This window comes from Pseudanabaena sp. BC1403, assembly GCF_002914585.1.
Classification (GTDB): Bacteria; Cyanobacteriota; Cyanobacteriia; order Pseudanabaenales; family Pseudanabaenaceae; genus Pseudanabaena.
The window spans coordinates 1-20,847 of sequence record NZ_PDDM01000049.1 but is presented as its reverse complement, the minus strand read 5'-3'; the positions used below and the strand labels follow the sequence as shown (position 1 = coordinate 20,847).

Sequence of the window (20,847 nt, the reverse complement as noted above, 5' to 3'; positions counted from 1 at the left end):
CTTTCCCTCCGCTTGTCGTCGCTATTATCTTCTCCCTCTCCCTGATTCCTAATTGTTTTTTTACTTATTTTGAGAGCGGAATGTGGGTTTTAGCCATAGCTGTTTGTTTCTCCCATTAATTTCTCGATTTTATCTTGATTTTGATTTTAATAGCGATCGCTATTAATAATTTTAAGTCTGTGGCATCGTAAGTAATAAATCTGCTATGGGAAGCGCGATCTCACTAACTAAGTAAAGCTATAACTCCAGCTTGCTCAAAATGTTTATCGTATGCTAAGGCTTCTAAAATGGTTTTTGTGGGCTTATGCACCTTAGATCTCAAGGGGGATGGTGCATTTTTTGCTAACTAAAAAACTTTCCAAGAAAGTTACCCAAAAAGCCAAATTAGTGTGTTAGGATAAATCCAAGCAGTCAAATTAGTGTGTTTGGGTATATGAGGATCGTGAATAGGCAACCCCTAAATGTTGAGCTACTGACGCTCGATGATGGTACTCAGAAGATCGCTTGGGATATTAAGCAACTTCAGTCTTTATTGGGTATCAGTGATTTGCTCCATCAGGAAGAGTCATCTTCAGCAGTAACCACAGGAGTTAATTCTTCTGGCATACCGACTATTGAGACGGTAATTGCAATATTAGATGAACTTGGTTTAAAGGATTTATACGAAGTTCGATATCGTAAACAGTACGCAACAATTATTCCTAAGACTGATTCTAAGCGTCCAAAAGTTGCTATGTACGTTGTACAGCAGCAATCAGAACTTGCTTTATCTATTCATGAAAAAATATGGAGTGGTCATCAAGCCAAAATTTATTGGTATGAATTTAGTGAATATGCAAGCGGGAGAATAACTAAAGAACTATATATCCCAGTCTCAGAGAAGAGTGATTTTATTGCTAGGCTGACTGAAGTAATGCAAGATCAAGATCCGTGTATATCCATTTTTGAAGAAAACTTATATTCAACTGAAAATTCTTTTTCATTTGAGTTACGAGCTTGTACATATACTCCAGTATTTAAGGATATGCACGAACAAAATATTTGCTATGAATTGACTTCAGATCAACGCTTTCCGTCAACTTCTAGAATAGCACTGTCTGATCGTTCACACCTTACAAGCTTTCTATCTGAGCTAAAAGTTAATATTGAAACTTTCTTTCGTTCAAATGGGGAGAAGCCTGAAAATTCGTTTAAAGAATTTAAACTTGTCGAGACTGAGCCAGAAACTTATGATGATGATTTTTAGGTGGCAAAACTAACTATAACCAATGTATAGAGGATCTAATATGTACATGAGCCAAGTTCAAGAAGGAAAATCTTTTCTTCATCAGGGGCAAATTTGTTTGATGGAATTAATTGAAGGAGTTTTGCAAGATAAAACTCAATACCGTTTATTTCCTGAAGTTTCCCTTGCGCGGATAGTTCAGAAAAATGGACTTGAAGCAAGCCTACATTATGAATTACAGAGGTTTATCAAGAGTTGTAGTTCTCTCGATATTTTGATTTGTCGCCACGAAGCTATGTTTTCTTTACCAGTAATCGCGATAGAACGCCAAAGCCCTTATCATGACTTACCCGATCGCCAAGAAGCAGATCGCAAAAAAGCGGCAATTCTCAGAAAAGCAGAACTTCCATTAATCTATGCTGACGAACCATCTAAAGGAATTGTCCGCTTTGCCAAAGCCGAGCAACCCCAAAATATTTGCTGTGAAGTGAATGTTTATCGAGGTTTAGGACGTGATAAATTGCGTGATTTCTTGCTATCTGTGATGGAAGAAAATCACGAAAAAATTTCTTAATTTATATCGCTAGAAGTGATTTCCTGACGTGCCATAGCAGCCAAATTATCCCATTGATCATCCGTTGTCCTAGAAAAACGAGTCTTCCAAGATTTTTCGTCCTCTATTTCTGCAAGAAAACGAGTAGCGATCGCATCTTGCTCATCAGCAGGAAGTATTTTTAATTGCTCAATCACACGTTCAAGTAATTCAGTCATAGGTTTAGATACTTCAATATTAAAGAATTACATTATATTTATTATCGCCTTGATTTAGATTTTCTTACAATATTTTTGTTGGCAGAGTTTAGAGTAATCAGCTTGATTTGCTTGAATACAAAAATACTAAGCCGCTTTCATATTTACCTCAAATCTCACATCCATACCCGCACGCACCAACATCATCACCAACTTATCAATACTGAACCTCTCAATATCACCATTAATCAAATCGCTAATCCGAGGTTGAGTTTCACCAAAAAACAAAGCAGCTTGCTTTTGAGTCCATCCTTGAGACTGAATAAACCGCTTAATATTCAACATCAAGTCAGCACGAATTTTGAGATTGAGAGCTTCTTCAGGTGCAAATCCCAAATCCTCAAACACATTCGCACTACCTTGAATAACTTCAGAAATTTGATTCTGGCTCATTTGTTTGCCATTTGATTTGTTGAGTTATATTTAATATACCTTATTTGGCATATTTGCGATCACTTGTTCTTAAAAGTATGGATGTTTTAGGCGATCGCTTTAACAAAAAAAAGTGGTACGATAAATTGTACGAGTTTGGATTTATTAATGAAAATTCTTAATGCAAGTGAAGCGAGAGCCAACTTGTTCAGCTTGGTTGAGCAGGTTAACAAAGATCATTTACCAAGATTTATTACAAGTCGGCAAGGTGACGCAGTATTGCTATCTAAATCTGATTGGGAAAGCATACAAGAAACCCTCTATTTACAATCTATCCCTAATCTAGTTGAGTCAATAAGAGCCGTAGAACAGGCGGATGATTGGGTTTCTGAAGATGAATTCCTAGGAGCTTTGAATGGATTGGAAGATTGAATTTAGTCGGAATGTGGTTAAGGATGCAAAAAAGTTAAAGTCTGCTAATTTGGACTCTAGCCTCAAGTCTTTACTAGAAATTCTCAAACAAAATCCTTATGAACCTCCCTATGAAAAACTTTCAGGCAACTTAAAAGGATATTTTTCAAGAAGAATCAATATCAAACATCGTCTGGTTTATTCAGTCAATGATGAAGCTAAAAACATTAGAGTTGTTTCTGTATTGTCACATTATGAATAGTCAGAGATTAGTGGAGATCGCTGTTTGATGTTGTTTGTTGGAGGCGATCTCTTGTGGGGTGAAGTTGGATATTTGAGGCGATCGCTATCAAGTTTGGTTCATTGCTAAGCCGCGTGTTTTGGCACAATTAAGTATTATGGTAATCGCGTATTCTTGATATGACATCAGATCCATGACACAAACAATTTCTTTCAAACTCTCCGAACTCGCAGCCGAGTTTGTCGCCTCACTGCCCGATTGTCGATTTGAATCCGATGGTACTGATCCCATAATTACGGGTGTCGCCGCGATCGATAAGGCGCAATCTGGAGAGATAACCTTTGTGTCTTCATCGAAATTTGTCGCCCATCTCAAGGATACCCAAGCTAGCGCTGTCATCCTCGATCTCAAAACTCCGTCAACCCTGCCTTGTATTCGTACCGCCCATCCCCGCATCCTATTTGCCAAGGTTCTCGAAAAGTTTTATCAACCGCCCACTCCGCCTGTCGGTATTCATCCCACCGCAATTTTGGGTGAAGATGTGCAATTGGGAAATAACGTTGCGATCGCACCCTATGTCGTCATTAGCGATCGCGTCAAAATTGGCGATAATGTCACGATTTATCCCCATGTCACCATTTACAACGATGTCGAGATTGGCGCAAATACGACCATTCATGCCAATTGTGTAATTAGCGATCGCACTCAAATCGGCGCAAATTGTCTGTTCCATCCCAGCACAGTTTTAGGCGGCGACGGCTTTGGCTTCGAGATTTCCCCCAATGGCACATGGTACAAAGTCCCTCAAATCGGACATGTGATCATTGAAGATAATGTCGAACTAGGCTGCTCCTGCGCCGTTGACCGTCCTGCTGTTGGCGTGACGATTATTCATAAGGGCGCAAAACTGGATAACTTTGTCCAAATCGGTCATGGAGTCGAAGTTGGAGCACACTCGGTTCTCGCTTCACAGGTGGGCTTAGCAGGCGGTGTCACCCTCGGACATCATGTAGTCATGGCAGGTCAGGTTGGTGCTGCTAATCACATCCACATCGGTGATGGCGCAATCATTGGTGCAAAGTCGGGTATTCCTAGCGATGTTCCCGCAGGTGTCACGATGATGGGATATCCAGTCGTTCCTGAAAAAGACTGGAAGCGCATCGTTATTTCGGAGCGTCAACTTCCAGATTTATTACACACAGTTCGCAAACTAGAAAAGAGAATTGCGGAACTAGAAGCAAAGACTGCTGAATAGCAGTAGGCAAACCTAAAAGAGAGTTGCGCCGCAACTCTCTTTTAGGTTTGCCTATAGAATATATTAATCACGCACAGGTCTATGCGAGGGCAAATCCATGACTCTGCAACCATTAACTCATGAAGCGATCGCCCCAGAGATCGACTATCCAGATAGTGACGGTAATCCTATGTCTGACAATACCGAGCAGTTTCGCTGGATTGTTATCATCAAAGAAAATCTAGAAATTATGTATGCTAACGATCCCCATGTATTTGTGGGAGGAGACTTGGCTTGGTATCCTGTGCGCTATACCCTAAGACGTATGGCTCCAGATGTGATGGTTGCATTTGGCAGACCTAAAGGTAGGCGAGGCTCTTACAAGCAATGGCTAGAGGATAATATCTCTCCACAGGTTGCTTTTGAGATTTTGTCACCAAGCAATAAAGATAGTCGCGGTATTGATGCTCTAGATGAGAAGTTTACATTTTATGAAACCTATGGCATTCAGGAATATTATATTTACGATCCTGATGATTTAACCCTAGCAGGCTGGCAGAGACAAGGCGATCACCTAACTCCAATTCTCTTAATGAGCAACTGGGTGAGTCCACTGTTAGGAATCCGTTTTGATTGGGTAGCAGGACAAGAATTAGTATTATTTCGTCCCGACGGGCAAAAATTTCTATCCCCTGTAGAGTTAGATCAACTATTGCAGCAATCTAAGATTCACGTTTGGCAGGAGCAGCAACGCGCTGAACAGGAACGTAAACGTGCTGATCGCCTTGCAGAGCGTTTACGTGCTTTGGGTATCGATCCAGATGATGAGTTTTAATTATAAACCTGTAAAGTTGCGCCCCTGCGGGGCGCAACTTTACAGGTTTGGGTAATTTATTTTGTATAAGTACTTATTTATTGACTTCCATACACATAGCGATCGCAAATCCCCAGATCTAATCAATTTGCAAACTCTCCATGTTACGCCAGAATTGCAAGCAGAAGAACTGCCGAACATCTGTAGTCTTGGTTTGCATCCTTGGTTTATCCAATTAGAAACATGGGAATCTGCATGGTCAAATCTTGTGGATTTAGCGAAATTATCGCAGGTTGTAGCGATCGGTGAATGTGGATTAGATCGGAATATTGATTTGCCTTTAGAAACACAAATTTCTATTTTTCAAAAACATATAAAACTTGCGGAATCATTACAGAAACCGCTTGTAATTCATTGTGTCAGAGCTTTTTCAGAATTAATTGCTCTTAAGAAAGATACTAAATCTACGGTTCCTTGGATTATTCATGGCTTCAATAAGAAAGAAGAAGTCTTTCAACAACTGCTCAAGCATGATTTCTATTTCTCCTTTGGAGCCGCAATTTTAAGCGATCGCTCTCCTATTCTGCAAGCGATCGCTACAATACCAAATGGTAAATTTCTCTTAGAAACAGATGATCGTACTGATATTAGTATCAATCAAATTTATGATCGTGCTGCCGCATTGCGTCACGTTTCTAGAGAAGCACTGCAAACTCAACTAATTGAAACTTATTACCAATTGACTGGGCTGAGCTGAATCATTGGCAAGATCAACTGCATCCATATCCAACCCAATTTCGCTGAGTAATTCCTGTGCCGCAGTCAACATTTCTGGCTCAAGCCCTTTTAAATCATCGCGAGTACTGAGATAGGTCTTGAGAGCAGTCATTGGATCGAGCGCCTCGGCAGTGCTGAGTTCTGGCATCCTACTACGCGGATTTTGACTGACAACTTCAGGGATCAATGCATAGTTATGAGCGATCGCCATTGCTTCATGTAATAGGCGATCGTCGATTAATGCTAACTGCTCAGCTCTGACCTTATAGATTAGTCTAGCGATCGCTTGATCGATTTTCCCTTTGGCGATCGCTTTAAGTAACTTCGCCTGTGGATCATCCGATTGGGTCACATCCACTTCCATCGTCCGAAAAGCACGGGTAGGAATTGGGCAAAAATCAAACTTCACATTCCCCTTCTCAACTTCCAACCAGCAATATCCTTTCGCTTCATTCTCTTCTCCAAAGTCTACTCTCTCAATACTACCTGGGTAGACTACAAGCGGTTGCGTGGCTAGAATCTGATGACGATGCACATGACCGAGCGCCACATAATCAAAGGCTTCACGAGTTAGCATCGAAAGTGGAATCGTGAAACCTTTGCCAGCCGCTAAAAATCTCTCTGCTCCATAGGTAGCAGTATCCACCATCACATGAGCGAGCATAATCGTCGGTAATTGTGGATCGAGTTGGCGGATTTCACCTTCGATCACTACCTGCAAGCGATCGATCAAAAACTGGCTTACTTCAGTCATGGAGAAGCCTTCTGTCTCAGATTTAGTCAACAAAGTCGATCGCGTAATCCAAGGCAAAGTAATAATCTGAATATCCCCTGCGTCTGTTGAAATTCGATGTGTTGCGATCGTGTCTCCCACTGTGAAGTTTGGCACGGCTAAACTGCGATAAATTGCTAGACTCGCTCCGCCAACTCCCTGTGAATGTTGGTCATGATTGCCCACTAATAACACCGTAGGAATCCCAGCATCCGCAAGGCGACGAAATTGCTTGGCAAAAGCCTGTTGCACTAGTGGCGGCGGCGTAGCATCTGGAAAAGCATCACCACCAAATAGAACGATATCGGCTGGCTCGTTAATTGCGCGATCTATACAGATCGTCAATGCTGCTACAAAGTCTTCTAGACGAGTATTCAATCCTGTTTGAGGATTAACCTTGCCATGAGTGGTACTGCCAAGATGAATATCGGAGAGGTGTAAAACTTTAATAGTCATTATATTCCTCTTGCTTAAAAAGCAAAAGGGGGGACGCTTAGCGTCCCCCCTTTTGCTTTATGTTACTACACGCCTACAGGTGCAGGAATACTATTGAAAGCAATAGATGGCTTGTTGAATACTTGAGCCAATTGACGAGGAGCGCGATCGCACCAGTTCTTTTTGCCATAGACATAACCAGCGATTAGAGGCAATGCCACGGTTGCTTCGGAGTAAACCATTTGCTCTTGGACAATATCAACCTTGCCCCAAGAATGTGCTTCCTTCAAGGTCGAACCAGATAGAGCGCCATCACGTTCATCAGCAACAGTGATTTGAACTGCATACTTATGCATTGCCGCCTCAAATCCAAGCAACTCAGCAGCAACTACTGTATCTTGAGCAAAGTTCTTAGGAACACCACCACCGATCATAAATAGACCAGTGTGAGGACTTGCCAACTTGCACTGAGTCAACTCGCGGAAGTCGCGTACAGAGTCGATGCTGACATGCTCTTCAGGAGAGAACCACTGATGATGAACTAAGCCAAAACCTGCGGAACAGTCGCTGAAAGCAGGAACGAAGATGGGAACTTGATGCTCGTAAGCTGCCAACACAACGGAGTGGCGATTTTTAGCATTCTTGTCAAGATATGCGCCCATTTCATAAATGAACTCACGGGAAGAATAGGGACGAGGAGGAAGTGAGTTAGCGATTTCAGCGATTGTCATGTCGCAAACACGCAATTCATCTTCGTCAATGTAGGTGTCATAGATGCGATCGATCGCATTTTCGCGGAGCACTGTGTCATCAGCAAATGTATCACCGACATAGTGACGAAATCCGAGGGCTTCAAAGAAGTCTTGATCAACGATGTTTGCGCCTGTAGAGACAATCATGTCTACCATGTTGTTGGCGATTAAGTCGTAGACAATTCCTTTAAGACCCGCACTAAATAAAGAACCTGCCAAACACAAGATGATTGCGCAATCTTTGTCTTTGATCATATCGTCATAGATATGAGCAGCACGGCCAAGGTTTCTACCTTGAAAAGCTGTGTTAGCCATTGCATCAACCAATCCGACCACATCAAAAGCCTTGATGTCAATGTGTTCTACAGTCTGTTTAAGTAGTTCGCGTTTCATGATTTTGTTTTGTCCTAGATGTTATGTGTTGTAGATGTATGCGAAAAAATTTTGAGCATAATTCCATAACAAAACAAGCGAAACCAAACATCCAAGAACAATAACTTTTTCTTTGCGCCGCACAAATAACATTGTTACTATCTAATCAGTCAAAAGATAGATATTAACAATTTTAAAATCTGCAAGCAGAAAAAATTTCGCCCCAAGCGTCTTTTCTACAGCTTATTAAGTTTTGGAAAATATTTAGTCTTCTCCACGATGAGAAGCGATCGACCGAGGTTGTTAACGGTGGTTACAACCCTTATAGTTAGAAGGTCGATCGGAACATACTAGGTCCTTCACAGGCATCATCCCAAGAAAGAGTGGGGTCAGACTCGCGTCTTTCATCCAACTTTAGGTTGAGGAGCCAATCACATCCAAGCAATAAAACCAGTTTTTTCAATTTCTATTTAGCTGAGTGCAACAAATCCTTCGTTATCATAGCACTTTTTTTTGGAAATACAAGCAAAATGGCGCTAGAGGATTTACATGTAAATTCGTTTAATTATGTATTAGAGAGGCTTGTAGAGACTTAAGCTTTTTTCTTGAAACAAAGACGTATTTTCATTCAGGGACGATCATGATGACAGTGCAGTATCAGACGGCTCTACAGTCCTATGCAGAGGGTCGGTATAAAGAGGCGATGCAGCAGTTTTCAGAACTGTTGCATGAAGACCCTCGTAACCCTAAGCTGCATATTTGGTTAGGCGCAACCTTTCGTAAGGCAGGTAAAATTGAGTACGCTAAGGTGCAATATCAGCAAGTATTGACTCTTACAGACGATCCAGATTTGCTTGATCTTGCTAGTACTTCGCTTGCTCAAATCCAAAATAAATTAGCTAATATTTCCCAGACAAATAATTCTCAAAAAGTTCTTCAGAAAAAAGATGTAGAAATACTCGATAGTCAAAACTTTAAAGAAGCCAGCGATGTAGATAAAGCTCAAGAAGCTAACTATAGAAACTTGCAGCCAAATGTTGTCTCAAAGATAAATGGTCAATCTAGCAGCAATAGCAGCATTTCCTACATTCTTGACCATGACGACTCGACAACGGGCGATATTGCCATATTATCTAATCCTTCTTCTATTAATGTAACTTTTAATCCAAAAGTTGCTGTAAATGCTCGGGTTAACGGTAATGGAATAGTACCACCTCCACCAGCGATAGCAGCGCAATTTAAGAGTCAGCAAGAAGAGCAGGAGCATGAACAAATAACCATTCTGCAAGAACAATCATATGCAGATGATGAGACTCTGCTAGTGGGAGATATGGGGAATATAATGATTGGAGACCTTGGGGATATAACAGATAGGGCTCCCACATCATTTTTGAGTAATACAATTGCCAATATCCAAGAATCGAATCAAAATAATAAACAAAAAATCGAATTTCCACCCGTAGAATCTTTATCTTTGGGTTGGGGGCTAGATTCTCAAAGTCAGGAGCTTAGCGAAGATCGTAGTACTTCTCTGAGTAAAGCTCCCATGAGAAATGATGCTTCGACGATCGCATTGGAGGATATGTTTAAATTCTCTAGTGTTAGTCATAAGATTACTTTATGGGGTACCTTGGTGGCGACTATTCCTGCGATCGCTTTGGGTGTTGCAGCATACCAAGTAGGTGATGGATTACTGTTAAATAAGGCTAAACAAGCACAGCAATTGGATGCGATCGCTTTAGCAAACGTGACCAGAAATTTTTTAACACAGCAGATTAATGATGTGGAAGTGCTGCAAAAATTGCTTGTCTCAACTGAACTGGGGCAAAACACCCTGCAAAAGCTCCCACCGCTTCCATCAACAGACAAAGCAGCTAATCCTCTCAGTTCATTGCCTATTGCCCAGCAACGTCAATATAAGCAACAGTTGACTAATCGGTTAAATCTTTATGGTCAAGCTTATCCTAATTACAATAGCATTGCGTTGTTTAGCACTAATGGCGAGCTAATTGCTCAGTCAAGCAAATCGAAAACCTTACAAACTCTTAACCCTAATATCCTCACTAAAGTCGGTTCTGTGGATAACGTCTTGTTTAGTAATCCAGTAGTTGAGAAAGATGGGGTGTATCTCTACGCAGCTAGGTCAATTAAGAGTTCTGTTTCGCAAAAGATCAACATGATTTTGCAGGTTGAAATTCCTGTTAAATCATTGGTAAACGATTTAAACAATAACAGTAAAGGTGCTAATGAAAATAGAAGTTTTTATGTTATTGATAGCTCTAACAAATATATTGCTAGTTCACAGCCTGTCACAGTTGGTGAAGATGCATTAACAAATTTTGCAGTGCTTCCTGATTTGCGAACTTTACAATCATCAGGCTCAGGCGATATGGTCAAGAGCGATCGCAATGGGCAGTTGCTTGCCTATGCCCCCGTGCCTAATATGCAGACTTATGACATGTTGACATGGGATGTATTAACGACAATAGACAAGACTAAAGTGATAGCTGGCAATCAAAGCCTCCTGATGGTGATTGGGATTGGTATAGCTGCTACCCCATTGCTAGTAGCGACAGTCGCTTATGCATTATCTCGCAAACTTAGCTCAAGACTGAAAGATATTCGTGCTGCCTTAAGAGATATTAGACAAGGAAATGCTGATATCAGTCTTGGCGCATTGAGTGTGGATGGAAATGATGAACTATCAGATATTTCCTTAAGTATTAATAAAATGTCTGAACAATTCCAGACGATGATGCAAAAGCAAGAGCAGGAAAAACAGAACTTGCAGTTGCAGGTAGTGAAGCTATTTAAGATCTTAGCAAAACTTGCTAGAGAAGAAAAACGTGAAGTTCAAGATGCGGATTTGTCTGATGATAATGTACTACGTCTGGGCAAAAAAGTGCGAGCGGAAATAGTACAGCGTCATGCTGAAGTTGAGAGCTATCGCGAACAGAAGGAAGAACTTCAAGATCATTTGATACAAATGCTTAAGGATGTACAAGCATTGTCTGATGGGGATCTTACGGTTTCTACTCAATCGGTTGATGGGAGCTTACCCAATGTCGCCATATTTTTTGATGATGTCATTCGGGGATTGCAAAATATTGTCGGTCAAGTTAAATCTTCGGCAAACCAAGTTAATTTCTCTCTCGGACAAAACGAACAAGCGCTCTCTAATCTTACTAGTGTTTCGCAAAGGCAGGTAGACACAGTGACACGCTCACTAAACACCATGCAGATGTCCAAGCTTTCAGCAACGCGAATTGTTAATAATAGTCAGCAAGTATTGCAATCATCGCAACTAGTAGTGGAAAAACTATCGGATAGCGATCGCTCTATTGATGCAGTGATGTCCAAAGTTGGAGAATTGCAAAATACAGTTACGACAACTGCTAAGAGGGTCAAACATTTAGGTGTTGTCTCCCAAAAAATTGCTAAGGCAATTTCTTCAATTAATGAAATTGCGATTAAAACTAACTTTCTGGCGATCAATGCCACGCTTGAAGCATCTCGGACAAATGGAGTTAATGGTGGGTTTGTGGTGATTGCAGAAGAGGTGGGAGAACTAGCTGCTCGTTCAGTTACTGCGACGAAAGAAGTGGAAACCCTACTCAGAAATATTCAGAGTGAGACTAATGCAGTAATGGCGGCAGTTGAGTCTGGTAGTAATCAACTCTCAGAAAGTAATGCTTTGGCGATCGCGGCTAAGGATAGCTTGCAACAAATTGCCCAAATCTCACAACAAATTGATGGATTAATGGTCACAATATCAGAGGCGACAACTTCACAAGCTCAGACATCTGAGGGGGTTGCCAACTTGATGAATGATATTTCGCATATAGCTAAAAGGACGCTTGCATCTTCTTCAGAAGCTGCAAAGTTAATTCAAGCAACAAGAGGCTATTCTGGAGAACTCCAAAAATCCTTGACTCATTTCAAAACTCGCTAAAATTTGGTTGGGCATCGACAATGCCTAGCAAGAGAAGTATTGCTGATTTGAAGATATAAAGTTTACCAGAGATATACAAGTGAAGGGTTTTCCTATGATTGAAATAGTGCCACAAACCAAGAAGATCTTTTCTAGCGAAGCTCAAGCTTTTATGAATGAGTTGAAGAATAGAATTTTAGAGTTAGATGCAAGTCTGCCAAATTTTCACAAACAAATTGATAGCTTATTCTCAACAATCAATTTGCTTCAAGCTTCTGCAATTAATGCTGATTTTTATGCTCCTAATTCCTCTTTTGCCACAATAATTCATAATCTTGAAGGGGTAATTAATCTGCTGCGAGATCGCCGTAATGATCTAGATTGGGTTGTTAAGGAATTACTCATTGAAGTGGTTAATATTTCCAATCAAGTAATTAATGAATATTGCTTAGGGATAGATTTGGCTAAGGACTGGACAGGATTACAGCGTAACTTGTTTAATCAAATAAACGAAAATTTGCAATCCCAAACAAAGGAGGAAGTTACATCTCAAAAGATTTTAGAATCCCATAACAATCCAAATGAGCCTTTTAATCTAAAAGATACCCCAGAAGATTTACATCTGTTTGATATAGATTTTGATGTGGAGCCCAATCAATTAAATCAGGAAGGCTCCTATATAATGCCAATGGAAAGAATAGACAATTCAGATAGTTTTCTAATGCTACAAATAGATCAAGAGGATGATTTTTTTGGCTCTAGTGAGTTGTTTGAAGATGTCTCTGGAAGTTCTTTGGATGAATTGACTGCTCTATTTCCTAGCTTGTCAACAAATTCTTTTGCAGGTGATTTAGATAAGTTGACTGGAGACATACAGCACTCTAATGAAACTAGCAAAGAAGAAAGATTGCCATTGCAAATGCCAGAGTTGTTTGTAGAAATATTCTCAGCAACACCTGTGGAGCAGCTACTAGATAATGATAATGAAATTGAAGTTCAAGAAGTTAAGCGAAATGATCACGAAGCAGATATTGAAGATATGGGCGGACTCGAAGATGTTTGGACTAAATTTACAGCAATGGAGTCTTGCAAAGAAGAGAATGAGGAAGAACTAGTTCCTGCCTTTGACTTATCCGATTTTGCCGAGCCTAGTGATGCCGCTTCTGGGGGTATGACTTCCGACAGTTTTTTTGAGTCTTTAGATAACAGTACATCTAGTCTAGATTCTGAGCATTATCTCCAGCCAAATACATCTGCTAGTCAGAGTCAGCCAAATCTAGAGAGCGAATCAATATTATCAGAAATGCTCAAAGAAGATTTTCCTGCTTCAGATGTTGACACGGCTATAGAGGAATCTCCAATTTATCAGAATAATGCTGAGGATGTTAGTTCTGCTTGGCATGACTTATCACTTATGAATTTTGGAGATACAGAAATCTCTTATGAAAATTTCGCTGCTTTATCTCTGGAAACAAAGCCTGATATGGATTTAGATATGAGTGCGATTAGTAACAGTCCAGCAGATATGCAGATTGAGGCAAGGGGAAATGATGCGACTATTCGTGTTCCTTTAAATCATTTAGAAATGTTGGAGGATTTATCAGAAGAATTATTAGTGCGTAAGGGAAGTTTAGATATTTATGTTGGTGAAATCAAAACTTTGTCGGGACAAGCCCAAAGCCATTTACAGGAATTAGAGCTTAACTCAAATAGCCAGAACCAAACTGCGATCGCGGGATTGCAAAATGCAGTTGAGCAGATTGTGAATGTACTTGCTCTCACTGAACAGCAAACCTACGTAATGAATCAAGATGTTAATCATTTAAGAAAAAATCTGCGGCAAGTACTCAAATACCCAATTTCCGCTCTCGTGACAAGGTTCCCGCGTATTTTGCGCGAACTGTCACCACAGTATGGAAAGCAGGTGGAGTTGGTTGTTCAAGGCGCTGGAGTAGAAGTTGAGAGATTAATTTCTGAAATAATCGCTGAGCCGCTTGAGCTATTACTTCGGAATGCCTTTAAACATGGAATTGAATCTCCTCATGATCGCCAGCAACATAGGAAAACCCCTCAAGGCAGAATTGAATTTATAGCAACTCAAACCGATGAAAGTACGATAATTAAGGTTAGTGATGATGGTTGCGGCATTGATATAGAAAAGATACGCCATCAGGTTGAACAATCGGCAAAGATCGCAGGCATGTCAGGTTTTTCAACAATGGATATGAGTGATGAGCAATTAATCAATTTAATTTTTGAGCCAAGCTTTAATCTTGTACATAGTAATTCAGAAACTGGGGCTAAATTAAGTGATGTAAAAAAGAAACTGCGAGAGTTTGGTGGCAATATTTCGGTGGAGTCACAAAAGGGAAAAGGCACCCAATTTACCCTCGTTTTGCCGAATGTACTCTCCTTAATTCGCGTATTGCTAATTGATATTAATCAAATGTGCCTTGCCATTCCCAGTAAGATCGTATTGGAAGTAATTCCCTGTAATTCTCAGGTTCTTAATGTTGAAGAGCAAGATACCCTACTATGGCGCGATCGCATACTGCCTATAGTTCGACTAAACTCTTTGCTCAAGCTAAATTGTCGGCATAGCTTGAGCCAATCAGTTCTGCGATCGAACCAATCTCCACAATCAACAAATTTATCTGAAAACCAGAAACCTCCTCATGCCGTGCCTTCGATTTTAGTGATCCATTACGAGGAGCATCTATTTGCCTTACAAACTGATGGCTGCTGGCACGATCAGGAAGCCACATTTCATCAAATTGAAGGTAATATTCTGCTTCCACAACTTTGTCACGGCACAGTTGTTTTGGGAAGTAATCAGGCTCTAGCTTTGCTCAATCCTGCCGAATTAGTTAGCCAATGTCTGCGCCCTAAAGACAATGTTTTGGGCTCTCAGGGGATTCCCGCAAGATTAGATAATCTGAGTAGCCTATCTGACTTCTTTAGTGCAGGAGATACGGCTCCCTCTCTTTCCATATCATCAGCGCCAACAGATATTAATTCAGAACATGAATTGGTTCGAGCGCCTGAACCTGAAAATCTTGAAAGCTCAGGACTATTCACAAGTGAGCAGGTAAAATCTCAGGTAAGGCAATCGCATCAGCCGAGAGTATTAATTGTGGAGTCTTCAGCCAATGTGCGACGCTATCTAGCTATGACGCTCACCAAATCAGGCTTTTTGACTGAGCAAGTTCAGGATGGTAAAGAGGCGATCGCGTATCTCAAAAACTGTTTAGAGATAAAACTAAAAGTTGATGCAGTGATCACTGATTTAGAAATGCCTCATATGGATGGATTTAAGCTCTTGTCGAGTATTCGTGCTGACGTAGATCTAAAAAACTTACCGATTATCGTGCTGACTGCAAAGAATAATGACAATTATCGGAAGCTAGCTTTAGCTCTGGGTGCGAAGGCATACTTCTATAAACCATATCGAGAACAAGAACTGGTTGAAAAATTGCATCAAGTTATTTCGTTGTAAAACGACTCTAAGCATACTGAGATGTCCGCATATCATGCGGTGAAGTTTCTTCAACTGTCACTTGTTTTAGCTTCAAAAGATGAAAGATGACGAGAAGCACCGTATTTTATCTTTTGGGCTGCATCTAAGACCAATTCTCGAAAATGTGACTATAGCAATGTAAGTTTTGCTTATAGCAATGTAGGCTTTGCTTAGGACATACAGCAATTTGCTTTCAAACCCGCCACAAATAAGAATATAAAACCCATTGCGGGGCTTCGCCCTGCGACCCTTCTTGTGGTGGGTTTGATCGAACACTGCTGTAAAACCCAAATTAATAAAGGCGGAGCAAAGCTCCGCCTTTATTAATTTGGGTTTTAATTTGTCCTAGCTATCTCTTATATTGCTATAGGACATAAAACCTAAAAGATTAATGGCGGTGCTTCGCGCCGCCATTAATCTTTTGGATTTTATAACTAACTGATGTTACGTGGAAGTCTGTAAAGCCCTCACCCCTAGCCCTCTCCCGCAGGAGAGGGGAACAAGAAAACAATATGGGTTTTGCTCCCCTTCTCCTGCGGGAGAAGGGGTTGGGGGATGAGGGTTCCACGTAACATCAGTTATTTAATTTGCGATCCTTAAGTATTATGGCGATCGCACAGCACTTATTACTTAGGTTTAAAATGTAGTTACCTTAGCGATAGTAGAAAAACCGTGCTAAAACTCTTTAATTCAGCAAAACAAAATGCAAATGAGGCGATCGCTCAAGCTGTAAAATCTTTGGGTCAGTACGGGATCGGTGAAATCCAACAACATCTGTTTATTGCTTATTTGCAAAGTCCAGATAGCCGAGCGGTCTACCATGCTAATCCGCGCTTAATTGCGGAGCAGTTGCAGCTAAGCGAACATGAAACCTTAAAAGTTTTGGTGGCAGCCCTAAAGGAAGGGATTGTCACACTCAACTGGGACATTCAATGTCCAGCCTGTTATAAGGTTGATTTTGCTGCTAGTCAGTTGTGCGATTTAAGAACATGGCACATCTGTTCCTGCTGCCATCATAAGCATGAGTCGGATATTGATGAACAGGTACGGGTTACATTTAGTATTGACGAACGATTGCGATCGCTTCCCAAAGAAGCAAACGATCCAGAGTACCGAGTTAGTGTTGATGCGAAATATGGGGTGGTTTCGGGACATCGACTTTTAACATTGCAAATGTTTCGGGAACTATTTCCACGGGAAACCATACCGCCAAACGAAAGCTTACTGATTCGCCAAGTGACCATTTTGTTCACGGATTTAGCTGGCTCTACAGCGCTCTATAGTCAAAGAGGTGATTCTCAAGCCTATAGTCTCGTAAATCAGCATTTTAACTTTCTCTTTGAAATTGTTGATCTTCATAATGGTGCAGTAATTAAGACGATTGGCGATGCAGTTATGGCAACTTTTACCTCGCCAAGTGATGGGATCGCCGCCGCGATCGCTATGCAGGAAGAAATGCAGAATTTCAATCGCCGTCTAGAATCAACCAATAATCCCTTAATTCTTAAAATTGGAATTCATGCTGGTCCTTGCATTAGTGTCACTCTTAATGATCGTGCTGACTATTTCGGAACAACAGTCAATACTGCGGCGCGAGTAGAGGGGCTTAGTCGAGGAAATGACATTGTATTTACGCAGTCTTTACTGAATCATGCCAAAGCGATCGCGGAGGCAAAAAATTATAATTACGAACAGAGTGTTGTCGAACTAAAAGGATTAAGTGAAGCGAGTGTAGTCTTTCATATGAGAATTACAGAATCTGCTTCTTTGAATTCTATTATTACTTTTGCTTAACAATATTTGCTTAGGGGATTGCGAGAAAATCGGATGCCAATCCAAATATAAAACCAGAATCAGTGGGGCGGCTCCGCCGCCCCACTGATTCTGGTTTTATATTTGGTACTTTATTAACTGATGTTCCGTGGAACCCTCATCCCCCAACCCCTTCTCCAGCGGGAGAAGAGGAGCAAAACCCATATTATTTTCTTGTTCCCCTCTCCTGCGGGAGAGGGGCTAGTAGGGCAACCACGAGGGGATTCTACCTGAATAATTCATGTTCTGTAGGGGCTGTGCCCCGTGCTAGCCCCAGACTTCCGCTCAGTGATGGTTTTGAATTCTCAAAATGGCTACTCCATTTTGAGAATTGGTATAAGTAGTTACGGTTGTTATGTAGCGTAGGATACAACAATGTCGCGCATATTTTATCTATGGTAATTGTAGTAAATTATAAAAATTTATAGTTTGAGACATATTTTCTAAGTATTTATGCTGGGTAATTCTGATTCAGTTTCCATTCAATAAAACTGGGCTTTTAGGCTGGTAATTCAGTAAAATTTAACACTTCAATTCCATGCAAGGCAGTCTCAACAATCCATATAAGTTATTGCAGGTTATTGCTCAAAAAGAGCTAACAGGATGTCTGTCAATATCAACCCGCAAGACGAATCGATTGGTTGGAAGCTATACGTTGGGGGATCGAGGCTATACTTCGCGAAAACAATAGGTTCTAGTCCTGAACGCTTTGGATTGCTTTGGCAAAAAATAAACCCTGATTTGCCATTGCCAAGATTTAGTTCAGACAAATCGGAATATGAGAGTCTTTACGAGTGGCAATTGGAACATCATCTTTCCCTTACTGACTTTCGCCGAATTTTACTTGGTTTATCTAGAGAAGCTCTTATCCATGCAATTTCATATACTAAAGCCTATGTGAAATTTGAATCTAATACCTGCGTAAAACCTGTACTTATTGCTGCCCCATTGTCAGATTTAATTAAGCCGATTGCTGGTCATGTCCGCTTTTGGCAAAAAATACATACCAAAATCTCCTCGCCATTTTCACGAATCTATCTTGATCGCAGAAAGATTAAGGATTTTGGAAAATTCTGGGAGAATGCTAATAATATTCTAACAACTCAAAAGGAGATGGCATCATCTCAAAACGTAAAATTACAAAATGTGAGCTTAACGGATTGGTTAAATATCTTAGAGCAGAAACTGAGCATCTATGAAATTTGTCGCCAACTAGCGATAGAGCCTCATATTTTGTTGGCATGGTTAAGTCCATTGATTGTCAGCGAAACTTTAGAGGTTTTTCCTTGGTAGTCCTAAAAAGGAAAGGATTTAGGAAAATATCCAGATAGTTGATACAAAGTAAAGTAATGTCAGAAGCAATGCCATCCTGTCCATCCTGCCAGTCCGTATCCGAGGTAAAAAACGGCAGTACACGACATGGAAAACAAAATTATAAATGTCGGGACTGTGGTCGTCAATTTGTAGAAAATCCACAGTGGCAGAGAGTTTCAGAGCATACCCAAGACACTTATGACCTTCTTGAGAAACTACTACTAGAAAAAATCCCACTAGCTGGAATTGCCAGAGTCCTCAAGATCTCTGAACGATGGTTGCAGAGTTACGTCAATCATAAATATGAGGACGTAACTCAACAGGTTGAGGTAGAACCAAAACCAAAACACCGTTTGACCATACAGATGGATGAATTTTGGTCTTTTGTGGATAACAAAGGCAATAGACAGTGGATATGGCTTGCCATAGATGCCGAGACGCGTGAAATTGTGGGTTGTTACATCGGTGATCGCTCTGGCGAATCGGCTAAGAAGTTATGGGGATCGTTGCCTAGTGTCTATCGCCAATGTGCGGTTATTTACACTGATTTCTACTCGTCTTATCCAGTTGTCCTGCCCAGTAAACGTCATAGGGCAGTCGGTAAAGAAACGGGAAAGACCAACTATATTGAGAGATTCAACTGTACGTTACGTCAACGAGTATCACGACTAGTTAGAAAGACCTTATCCTTTTCTAAGAAGTTAGAAAATCACATCGGAGCCATTTGGAATTTTATTCATCATTACAATGCTTCTTTGCCTGCTCGTTCATCCTTTCCTTTTTAGGACGACCTCGTCAGAAAGCCCTCAGTCTTGGCGCTAGTGGATATCTTAGTAAACCAATTGTGGTCGGGGAATTGATCGAATGCCTCGGTGAATTGATTCAATAAAGCAAAAAATGTGTAGGGGTAATTCATGAATTATCCCTACACATTTCTTTATATTGTTCCTTTAAATAAACCTTGCGGTTTAAAGAGCAACACTAAAATCATAATTACCAAACCCACACCCAGTTTATATTCTGTGCCAATGCAGTATTTCTGTAATTCTCCTAGAGCCGCAGGACATGTGGTGGCGACTTCTTGGGAAATCCCGACAATTAACGCTCCTGCGATCGCGCCATAGGGATTACCGATTCCACCCAAAATCACCGCCGCAAACATGGGCAAAATCAAGAACCAACCCATATTCGGGCGCAAATTTGTAATTAAGCCATACATACTGCCTCCAAAAGCAGTCATGCCTCCTGCAATTACCCATGTTGAGATGATTACGGCATTGACGTTTATCCCCGCGACTTTAGCAAGTTCAGGGTTGTCCGCTACTGCTCGCATCGCTTTGCCTATCTTGGTATTTTGCAATAAGTAGTAAAGCCCAGCGATGATTGCGATCGCTGCCACGATCACCACCATTTTATTTTGGGTGATTGCTAAGACGAAAATCTTGATCGCAGGGAAAGTTGGTAAGTCATATTTCTGTGGTTTTGCGCCCCAAACTAGAACGATCGCATTACGAATCACCAATGCCAATCCAATCGAGACGATCATCATCGTAGTTGAGGTGGCTTTTTTGGCACGTAACGGTTGCCAGAGGATTTTTTCGCAAATTAAGACTAAAACGATGGATATAATACTGCCAAATGCGATCGATGCCACAATATTGAGCTTGAGCGTGGTATTGGCGAGAAATGAAAGGTATGCGCCTAAGGTGAGAATGTCACCATGTGCAAAGTTAGCAAGGCGTAAGATGCCATAGGTAAGCGTTAACCCGACTGCGGCAAGAGCAATAATGCTACCGACAGCGATACCATCAATGGTTGATTGCAGGACTTCCAGCATTAAGAAATTTTGATAGAGCTTGATTGCTCTTCATTCTACAGGAATAAGCTTAAGCAACTTTCCCAGCGTTTATTTCCCTGAGTTAAATTTGTAATTGTTGAATCTCTCCTACTGATTTTCTTTGCCTTGGTTTTGGCGTTGTTGCATAAAAAGGGTAGGGGAAGGTAAATTAGATATTAATCAGGAGATGAAACCGTAACAAATGAAACAGCAATATCAGA

Annotated in this window: 17 protein-coding genes; 12 read left to right on the top strand and 5 right to left on the bottom strand. The window is 40.8% G+C overall.

Translation table 11 applies throughout. The annotated features are described in order from the left end of the window. The first annotated feature begins 442 nt into the window (after positions 1-442). On the top strand, positions 443-1,246 hold the full coding sequence (locus CQ839_RS24000) for a hypothetical protein (protein ID WP_146048804.1): 804 nt from the start codon (positions 443-445) through the stop codon (positions 1,244-1,246). A 46-nt stretch (positions 1,247-1,292) separates the two neighbouring features. Then, positions 1,293-1,799 carry a DUF2726 domain-containing protein gene (locus CQ839_RS23995; protein WP_181016329.1) on the top strand — a complete coding sequence of 169 codons (507 nt, stop codon included), beginning with the start codon at positions 1,293-1,295 and terminating at the stop codon, positions 1,797-1,799. On the opposite strand, the gene CQ839_RS23990 is transcribed toward CQ839_RS23995, so the two are convergent. Together CQ839_RS23990 and CQ839_RS23985 are read right to left on the bottom strand one after the other, a co-directional pair. Then, entirely contained in the window at positions 1,796-1,996 is a 201-nt protein-coding gene (locus CQ839_RS23990; RefSeq protein ID WP_103670827.1) for a hypothetical protein, read from the bottom strand. The two genes, CQ839_RS23995 and CQ839_RS23990, sit on opposite strands and share 4 nt — an antisense overlap. Positions 1,997-2,122: 126 nt before the next feature. Next, positions 2,123-2,428, bottom strand: coding sequence for a helix-turn-helix domain-containing protein (locus CQ839_RS23985; protein WP_103670826.1), 306 nt, complete (start codon positions 2,426-2,428; stop codon positions 2,123-2,125). Between the two features lie 147 nt (positions 2,429-2,575). Here CQ839_RS23985 and CQ839_RS23980 point away from each other — a divergent pair, with 147 nt between their 5' ends. The 5 genes from CQ839_RS23980 (at position 2,576) to CQ839_RS23960 (ending at position 5,864) form a co-directional block, all read left to right on the top strand. Next, positions 2,576-2,839, top strand: a complete 264-nt coding sequence (locus CQ839_RS23980) for a type II toxin-antitoxin system Phd/YefM family antitoxin (RefSeq protein ID WP_103670825.1) — start codon at positions 2,576-2,578, stop codon at positions 2,837-2,839. Beyond that, a complete protein-coding gene (locus CQ839_RS23975) occupies positions 2,823-3,080 on the top strand; it encodes a Txe/YoeB family addiction module toxin (RefSeq protein WP_103670824.1) in 258 nt (85 codons plus the stop codon). Before CQ839_RS23980 ends, CQ839_RS23975 begins: the two co-directional genes overlap by 17 nt. Positions 3,081-3,252: 172 nt before the next feature. After that, positions 3,253-4,314, top strand: a complete 1,062-nt coding sequence (gene lpxD / locus CQ839_RS23970) for a UDP-3-O-(3-hydroxymyristoyl)glucosamine N-acyltransferase (RefSeq protein WP_103670823.1) — start codon at positions 3,253-3,255, stop codon at positions 4,312-4,314. Between the two features lie 97 nt (positions 4,315-4,411). Next, positions 4,412-5,128, top strand: coding sequence for a Uma2 family endonuclease (locus CQ839_RS23965; protein WP_103670822.1), 717 nt, complete (start codon positions 4,412-4,414; stop codon positions 5,126-5,128). 61 nt (positions 5,129-5,189) lie between these two features. Then, positions 5,190-5,864 (top strand): TatD family hydrolase, encoded by a 675-nt coding sequence (locus CQ839_RS23960; protein ID WP_181016328.1) that lies wholly within the window; start codon positions 5,190-5,192, stop codon positions 5,862-5,864. Here the strand turns inward: CQ839_RS23960 and sbcD are convergent. Together sbcD and CQ839_RS23950 are read right to left on the bottom strand one after the other, a co-directional pair. Then, positions 5,826-7,112, bottom strand: coding sequence for an exonuclease subunit SbcD (gene sbcD / locus CQ839_RS23955; RefSeq protein ID WP_103670820.1), 1,287 nt, complete (start codon positions 7,110-7,112; stop codon positions 5,826-5,828). The genes CQ839_RS23960 and sbcD overlap by 39 nt on opposite strands. Before the next feature lie 65 nt (positions 7,113-7,177). Next, the gene (locus CQ839_RS23950) at positions 7,178-8,236 is read right to left on the bottom strand and encodes a deoxyhypusine synthase (RefSeq protein ID WP_103670819.1); all 1,059 of its coding nucleotides are present in this window, start codon (positions 8,234-8,236) and stop codon (positions 7,178-7,180) included. Positions 8,237-8,855: 619 nt separating this feature from the next. Here CQ839_RS23950 and CQ839_RS23945 point away from each other — a divergent pair. From CQ839_RS23945 to CQ839_RS23925, 5 genes are all read left to right on the top strand, one after another. Continuing rightward, entirely contained in the window at positions 8,856-12,167 is a 3,312-nt protein-coding gene (locus CQ839_RS23945) for a methyl-accepting chemotaxis protein (protein ID WP_103670818.1), read from the top strand. A gap of 94 nt (positions 12,168-12,261) precedes the next feature. Beyond that, complete coding sequence (locus CQ839_RS23940; protein ID WP_103670817.1) at positions 12,262-15,642, top strand: response regulator; 3,381 nt, start codon at positions 12,262-12,264, stop codon at positions 15,640-15,642. 693 nt (positions 15,643-16,335) lie between these two features. Continuing rightward, positions 16,336-17,457: an adenylate/guanylate cyclase domain-containing protein gene (locus tag CQ839_RS23935; RefSeq protein ID WP_103670816.1), complete on the top strand. Its 1,122-nt coding sequence runs from the start codon at positions 16,336-16,338 to the stop codon at positions 17,455-17,457. 621 nt (positions 17,458-18,078) lie between these two features. Continuing rightward, positions 18,079-18,768, top strand: a complete 690-nt coding sequence (locus CQ839_RS23930) for a hypothetical protein (protein ID WP_103670815.1) — start codon at positions 18,079-18,081, stop codon at positions 18,766-18,768. A gap of 56 nt (positions 18,769-18,824) precedes the next feature. Beyond that, entirely contained in the window at positions 18,825-19,574 is a 750-nt protein-coding gene (locus CQ839_RS23925) for an IS1 family transposase (RefSeq protein WP_103670814.1), read from the top strand. A 152-nt stretch (positions 19,575-19,726) separates the two neighbouring features. Here the strand turns inward: CQ839_RS23925 and CQ839_RS23920 are convergent, their stop codons facing one another. Beyond that, on the bottom strand, positions 19,727-20,626 hold the full coding sequence (locus CQ839_RS23920) for a branched-chain amino acid ABC transporter permease (protein WP_103670813.1): 900 nt from the start codon (positions 20,624-20,626) through the stop codon (positions 19,727-19,729). Positions 20,627-20,847: the final 221 nt, after the last annotated feature.

Coding starts and splice junctions, on each gene's coding strand:
- CQ839_RS23995 (WP_181016329.1), top strand. CDS start 1,293: ATGAGCCAAGTTCAAGAAGGAAAATCTTTTCTTCATCAGGGGCAAATT.
- CQ839_RS23990 (WP_103670827.1), bottom strand. CDS start 1,996: ATGACTGAATTACTTGAACGTGTGATTGAGCAATTAAAAATACTTCCT.
- CQ839_RS23985 (WP_103670826.1), bottom strand. CDS start 2,428: ATGAGCCAGAATCAAATTTCTGAAGTTATTCAAGGTAGTGCGAATGTG.
- CQ839_RS23980 (WP_103670825.1), top strand. CDS start 2,576: ATGAAAATTCTTAATGCAAGTGAAGCGAGAGCCAACTTGTTCAGCTTG.
- CQ839_RS23975 (WP_103670824.1), top strand. CDS start 2,823: ATGGATTGGAAGATTGAATTTAGTCGGAATGTGGTTAAGGATGCAAAA.
- lpxD (WP_103670823.1), top strand. CDS start 3,253: ATGACACAAACAATTTCTTTCAAACTCTCCGAACTCGCAGCCGAGTTT.
- CQ839_RS23965 (WP_103670822.1), top strand. CDS start 4,412: ATGACTCTGCAACCATTAACTCATGAAGCGATCGCCCCAGAGATCGAC.
- sbcD (WP_103670820.1), bottom strand. CDS start 7,112: ATGACTATTAAAGTTTTACACCTCTCCGATATTCATCTTGGCAGTACC.
- CQ839_RS23950 (WP_103670819.1), bottom strand. CDS start 8,236: ATGAAACGCGAACTACTTAAACAGACTGTAGAACACATTGACATCAAG.
- CQ839_RS23945 (WP_103670818.1), top strand. CDS start 8,856: ATGATGACAGTGCAGTATCAGACGGCTCTACAGTCCTATGCAGAGGGT.
- CQ839_RS23940 (WP_103670817.1), top strand. CDS start 12,262: ATGATTGAAATAGTGCCACAAACCAAGAAGATCTTTTCTAGCGAAGCT.
- CQ839_RS23930 (WP_103670815.1), top strand. CDS start 18,079: ATGTCTGTCAATATCAACCCGCAAGACGAATCGATTGGTTGGAAGCTA.
- CQ839_RS23925 (WP_103670814.1), top strand. CDS start 18,825: ATGTCAGAAGCAATGCCATCCTGTCCATCCTGCCAGTCCGTATCCGAG.
- CQ839_RS23920 (WP_103670813.1), bottom strand. CDS start 20,626: ATGCTGGAAGTCCTGCAATCAACCATTGATGGTATCGCTGTCGGTAGC.